Below are 4,493 nucleotides of genomic sequence, written 5' to 3'. Positions count from 1 at the left end.
CCCCCGTGGCGCTGCGGGAAGGAGATGGTCAGACCGGTGACGTCCAGGACCGGCTCGCCCGTGGGGAGGGGGCGGGCGCGGGAGCGGAGGCGGTGGGCGGCCCGGGTCAGGCCGGGCAGTTCGAGGACGCGGCCGCTGCCGGGCTCGGGGGCCTCCAGGCGGTCCTGGGCGCGGGCCGCACCCGTGACGTCACGTCCGGAGGGCGCCGCCCACGCGTCCGAGACGCCCTCGGAGAGGACGTTCAGGGCGAGGACGGTGATCAGCATCAGGAGTCCGGGGAAGACCGTCGCCCACCAGCCGCCGATCAGGACCATGTTCTTGCCGTCGGCGATGACGCTGCCCCAGGACGGGTCGGGCGGCCGCACGCCCGCGCCGATGAAGGAGAGCGAGGCCTCGAAGACGATGGCCTCGGCGACCTGCACCGTGCAGAAGACCAGGATGGGCGCCGCGCAGTTGACGGCGACGTGGCGGATCAGGATGTGCGGGGTACGGGCGCCGACGATGCGTTCGGCGACGACGTAGTCCTCGCCGTACTGGTCGAGGACGTTGGCCCGTACGACACGCGCGACCGGCGGTGTGAACAGGAAGGCGATGGCGCAGATCAGGACGGTGATGCCGCCGCCGAAGACCGCGACGAGCACGGCGGCGAGCGCGATCCCGGGAAACGCCATGACGACGTCCAGGCAGCGCATCAGCGTCTCGTCGACGGCCTTGCGGGAGGTCGCGGCGACCGCGCCGATGACGGCGCCCGCGACGAGGGCGAGCAGGGTGGCGCCGAGCCCGATGGCCAGCGACCAGCGCGCCCCGTACATCAGCCTGCTGAGGATGTCGCGGCCCAGACTGTCCTGGCCCATCCAGTGCTCGGCGGAGGGGGCGCCGGTGCCGCCCACCTGCGGCTGCTGGTCGAGCGGGTCGTGCGGGGCGAGCAGGGGCGCGAAGAGCGCCACCAGGACGACGAGGGCGACGACGCCGACCGCGACGCGGGACAGGACGGGGAGCTTGCGCAGGGAGCGGAGCCGGATGCCGGGGACGGCGAGACGCTCGGCCAGTGCGCTGCGCGATCCGCGCGGGAGGTGCGTCAACTCGGCCCCCTCAGACGTGGGTTGACCAGCAGGTAGAGGATGTCGATGGCGAGGTTCACGACCACGAAGCCGACGGCGGTGGTGATGACGACGCCCTGCACGACGGCCGGATCGCCGTTCTTCACGGCGTCGATCATCAGCTTCCCCATGCCGGGCAGCGAGAAGATCGTCTCGATGACGACGGCGCCGCCCAGCAGATAGCCGACGCGCAGGCCGAGCACGGTGAGCGGGTTGATGAGGGCGTTGCGCAGGACGTTGCGGCCCACGACGACGACCGGCGGCAGACCGTTGCCGACGGCCGTGCGGACGTAGTCCTTGTCGAGCTCCTCGACCACGGCGGTCCGGATGATGCGGGTGAGGCCGGCCGCCACGGGCAGCGACAGCGCGAGGGCGGGCAGCGTCATCGTCCTGAGCCAGCCGGTGAAGGAGTCGGCGGGGTTGATGTAGCCGCCGGTCGGGAACCAGCCGAGGTCCACGGCCAGGTACTGGATCATCAGCAGCGCCAGCCAGAAGCCGGGCGCCGCGACGCCGGTCAGGGAGACGACGCGGATCAGCTGGTCCGGCAGCCGGTCGCGGTAGATCGCGGCGGTGATGCCGAGGATGAGGGAGAGCACCACGGCGATGCCGAGGCCCAGGAAGGTGAGCTGCACGGTGAGCGGCAGCGCGGTGGCGATCTGGTCGACGACGGAGGAGCGGTTGAGGACGCTGATGCCCATGTCGCCCTGGAGCAGGTCGCCCACGAAGGCGAAGTAGCGCACGGGCAGCGGGTCCAGGAGCCCGTTCTCCTCCCGGAACCGGTGGAGCTGCTCGGGGGTCGGATTGGCGCCCTGGAAGAAGGCGGACGCCGGGTCGACGTCCGAGAAGCGCATCACGAGGAACACGAAGAGCACGATGCCGAGCAGCAGCGGGACGAGCAGGACGACACGGCGGGCCAGGATCCTGAGGACGGCGGTCATGGCGTACGACTCCTGAACCGGCGCTCTGTCATACCCACTTGGCCTGCAGCAGATTGATCCCGGGATACGGCTGGGCCTTGACGCCGGTGATCTTGTCGGGGTCCCAGGCCGTCATCAGTTCGTTGTGCACGACCGGATAGAGCACGGCCTGTTCGGCCACGGTGTCGATGTAGTCCTGGATCATCGCCCGCTTCTTCGACGCCTCGGGCTCGCGGGTGGCCTGGTCCATGTCCCGGAAGAGCTTCTTGGCGACAGCGTTGTCCGCCCAGCGCGCGTAGCCCATCCAGATGTTCTCGGGGCCGTAGTTGTAATGCATGATCAGGTCGGCGTCGAGCCCGAACTGGTTGGGGTTGGAGGCGGCCGCGACGATCTGGAAGTCCTTCTTCTGGTCCAGCTTGGTGAAGACGGCGGTGGTCTCCTGCGGGTCGAGGGTGACCTCGACGCCGAGCTTCTCCCAGCCGTCCTGGACGGTCGGCAGACAGTCGACGATCCAGCTCACGTTCACGGCCATGAGGTTGATCTTCAGTCCGGTGACCCCGGCGGCCTTCAGGAGCTTCTTCGCCTTCGCCAGGTCGTAGCCGTAGACGGTCCCGGCGGGCCGGTAGGAGGGGTTGGCCTCGTTGAGGAAGGACGTCGACGCCCTGCCGTGGCCCTTGAGGGCGGCCTGGATCATCTTCTCGCGGTCTATGGCGTAGTGCAGGGCCTGGCGGACCCGGACGTCGTCGAACGGTTTGTGCGCGGTGTTGAAGAGCAGGAAGAGGTTGTTCATGCCCGCGCCGCCCTCGACGGTCATCCCGCCCTTCTTGAGCTGCTCGATGTTGGCGTACGGGATGTTGTCGGAGATCTCCGCCTCGGCGCTGCTGCCGGAGATCTTCGCGACGCGCGGCGCGGCGTCCACGATGGTCAGCCAGTTCATCTTCTTGAACGCGGCTCTGCGGGGGCCGTTGTAGTCGTCGAAGGCCTCGAAGGTCGTGTTCGACTTCGGGTGGTGCGAGGCCATCCTGTACGGCCCCGACCCCACCGTCTTCCCCTTGGTCGCGTCGTCCCAGGCGCCCGGCTCCGAGAAGACGTGCTTCGGCATGATCTTGGCGAGGGAGAGGCGGGCGGCGCCGTCGGGGAAGGGGAACTTGAGGATCAGCTCGACGGAGGTCGCGTCGGTCTTCCTGACCTCCTTGAGCCAGCCATCGAAGAAGCCCTTGGCGAGGGTCTGCGTCTCCGGGTCGAGGATCCGTTCGAAGACGAACACCACGTCGTCGGCGGTGACGGGCTTGCCGTCGTGCCACTTCGCCCCCGGGCGCAGGGTGAACTTCCACGTCGTCGCCTTCAGGTCGCCCGGAATCCCGGTGGCGAGGGCCGCGTAGGGCTCACGGGTGATCGGGTCCGTGCCGAGCAGACCCTCGTAGATGTGCTCGTTGCCGGCCATCGCGAAGGCGGACGCGGTCTGGGTCGGATCCCAGCTCCCGTCGTTCCCGTAGCCGATGACGGCCGTCAGTGTGGAGCTGCCGCCCTGGCCGCCGTCCCCGGTCTCGTTGGTGGACTCGGGCCCCGAGGAGCAGGCGGAGAGCGTGGTGGTGACGGCCGCGGCGGCGCCCAGCGCACCGGTGTACTTGAGGAAGGACCGGCGGTCCGGCGCGGTCCGAGGGATCAGATCACTCACGGTGTGTCTCCCTTGCCTCCCTGAGAGGTCCCACGTCCTACGTCGTGGGTGGCGTGGCGACCATAGGAGCGGTGCGGGGCCTGGTCAAGGGAGCGCGCAGGGATCCGAACGGGACGAAGTCGTGCCGGAGGTGGGACGTGGGATGTCCGTCGTGTCTACGATGGCGCGCATGGCTGAGGAGCCGATCCGAGAGCGGCGTGTGAGCGGGCAAGTGCGGCGTGAGGTCGTCGAATTGATCCTGGAAAGAGGGCTGCGGCCGGGCGCGCCGCTGCCCACGGAGGCCGAGCTGATGGTCGCGCTCGGCGTCAGCCGCAACTCCGTACGAGAGGCGCTGAAGGCCCTCCAGGCCCTGGACATCGTGGAGATCAGACACGGCCACGGCACCTATGTGGGGCAGGCGTCCCTCACCCCGCTCGCCGACGGCCTGACCTTCCGGGCGCTCGTCAGGCTCCGCGACGACACCCGGGCGCTCGTGGAGATCCTGGAGCTGCGCGAGGTCCTGGAGGAGGGGCTGATGCGGCGCGTCGCCGGGGCGCTGGGCGAGGCCGAGCTGTCCCGCCTGGAGCTGCTGGTGCGCGGGATGGAGGAGGCGGCGGCCGCGGGACGGGCCTTCCCCGACCTGGACCGCGAGTTCCACGAGACGCTGTACCGCCCGCTCGGCAACGAACTGGTGCCGCAGCTCCTCGGCGCGTTCTGGCACGTCTTCCACCGGGTGGCCGGAGCCCGGGGCTGGGCGAGCGACCCGGCGCCCGAACTGACGGTGACCCGGCACCGGGACATCGTGGCCGCGCTGCGCGC

Annotated in this window: 4 protein-coding genes; 1 reads left to right on the top strand and 3 read right to left on the bottom strand. The window is 69.9% G+C overall.

The genetic code is table 11. The features are described 5' to 3' along the window. The 3 genes from AOK03_RS22170 to AOK03_RS22160 all read right to left on the bottom strand — a co-directional run. On the bottom strand, positions 1-1,082 hold a 1,082-nt coding region (locus AOK03_RS22170), incomplete at its 3' end, for an ABC transporter permease (protein WP_157869039.1). Further along, on the bottom strand, positions 1,079-2,038 hold the full coding sequence (locus AOK03_RS22165; RefSeq protein ID WP_055567068.1) for an ABC transporter permease: 960 nt from the start codon (positions 2,036-2,038) through the stop codon (positions 1,079-1,081). The genes AOK03_RS22170 and AOK03_RS22165, both read right to left, overlap by 4 nt. Before the next feature lie 28 nt (positions 2,039-2,066). Beyond that, positions 2,067-3,695 (bottom strand): ABC transporter substrate-binding protein, encoded by a 1,629-nt coding sequence (locus tag AOK03_RS22160; protein WP_055567067.1) that lies wholly within the window; start codon positions 3,693-3,695, stop codon positions 2,067-2,069. Between the two features lie 160 nt (positions 3,696-3,855). Between AOK03_RS22160 and AOK03_RS22155 the strand changes: the two genes are divergently transcribed. Beyond that, positions 3,856-4,493 (top strand): FadR/GntR family transcriptional regulator (locus tag AOK03_RS22155; protein ID WP_208609571.1); only part of this gene is annotated, 638 nt, incomplete at its 3' end.

It is taken from the genome of Streptomyces atriruber, from assembly GCF_001418325.1.
Classification (GTDB): Bacteria; Actinomycetota; Actinomycetes; order Streptomycetales; family Streptomycetaceae; genus Streptomyces; species Streptomyces atriruber.
This window is presented reverse-complemented; position numbering and strand designations above follow the sequence as displayed.

Coding starts and splice junctions, on each gene's coding strand:
- AOK03_RS22165 (WP_055567068.1), bottom strand. CDS start 2,038: ATGACCGCCGTCCTCAGGATCCTGGCCCGCCGTGTCGTCCTGCTCGTC.